Origin of the sequence: Halococcus morrhuae DSM 1307 (assembly GCF_000336695.1) — an archaeon.
In the GTDB taxonomy this organism is placed as follows: domain Archaea; phylum Halobacteriota; class Halobacteria; order Halobacteriales; family Halococcaceae; genus Halococcus; species Halococcus morrhuae.
This window is the reverse complement of the sequence record NZ_AOMC01000029.1, coordinates 1-992: the sequence shown is the minus strand read 5'-3', so window position 1 is coordinate 992 and position 992 is coordinate 1. Positions and strand designations below refer to the sequence as shown.

Genomic DNA, 992 nt, shown 5'->3' with positions numbered 1-992 from the left:
AGAATCGATTTTCCCACCGAATAGCCGCTGCTCAGCGTATTGAATCATATTCCCTTCATCCAGTTCCGAGAAAGGTTTTGGCTCTAGAGTCCCTGCCATCACAATTCTGCATACGTTGTCCCCCTTGATTAGGTTAACGGATATTAACTGATCTACCTTATCGAATCTTCAGAGCGACACCTATTCGGGTTTTCCCGTATAAACGGCGACAATGGATAGTCGGAACTACGGATTTACTTTTGAAGACGAGTCTGTTTTTTCACGGGTACGGCAAGACGCTCCTCAACCATCCGCATCGCAGCTTGACGATGAATTCTACGTATTCGTAATGGGGCCGTACACCGCGTTTGACGCTACCTACGCCTACTCAGACGGAGATCAGCTTCAATCGGCCTTTATCGACGACCCATTGTTCGAACCTGAGAAGCATATTACCCCTGATGGGCACGGAAGCTTCAAATTGGCGCTCACAGACTTCTGTGAGGCCCTTCGCGATCAGTTCGGAGTTCATGCATTCCTTGCCACAGATATCACCATACCAACTGAGACAGAAGCGAGCGACGATGAGGAATCGATGTCTGTTCTTGACCAATCAGTAGCCTTCGCGGCAGTGAGTGATGCTGTCGTATTCGTTTTTTTCGGAGGCTGGCCTTACGACAGGTGTTGGTTCTGAGGTTGGGGCCATACTTGGCGAATTTCATCTCCGGAGAGGGAATCCCGAGCCGATTCGTAAATCCCGAGAACGCTTTCGGATTTTCAAGACAGAAGAGTTCAGTAGCGCCAGCGTTGATGAAATTCCTTCCACTTACGATGTTGATACAATTGGGTTCGAAACCAGGGAGGAGCTGATCAACAAAACTCAGCACTTCCTAGCCAATATAGAGCGTGACGACCCTGATCGACCTCTACCAATTTTCAATCCGTATTCTCAAGGCGATAGTGAGTAAGAGCAGATGCTCTGTTGATCGCCGGTTCCGTCCGGTGATTCTACC

At 48.9% G+C, this 992-nt stretch carries 2 protein-coding genes; both read left to right on the top strand.

Annotated features, from left to right (window positions below; translation table 11 throughout):
* The first annotated feature begins 211 nt into the window (after window positions 1-211).
* On the top strand, window positions 212-673 hold the full coding sequence (locus C448_RS01450; RefSeq protein ID WP_152415494.1) for a DUF7509 family protein: 462 nt from the start codon (window positions 212-214) through the stop codon (window positions 671-673).
* Complete coding sequence (locus C448_RS17140) at window positions 618-947, top strand: DUF7509 family protein (protein WP_440707696.1); 330 nt, start codon at window positions 618-620, stop codon at window positions 945-947. The genes C448_RS01450 and C448_RS17140 overlap by 56 nt, the downstream gene beginning before the upstream one ends.
* Window positions 948-992 lie beyond the last annotated feature (45 nt).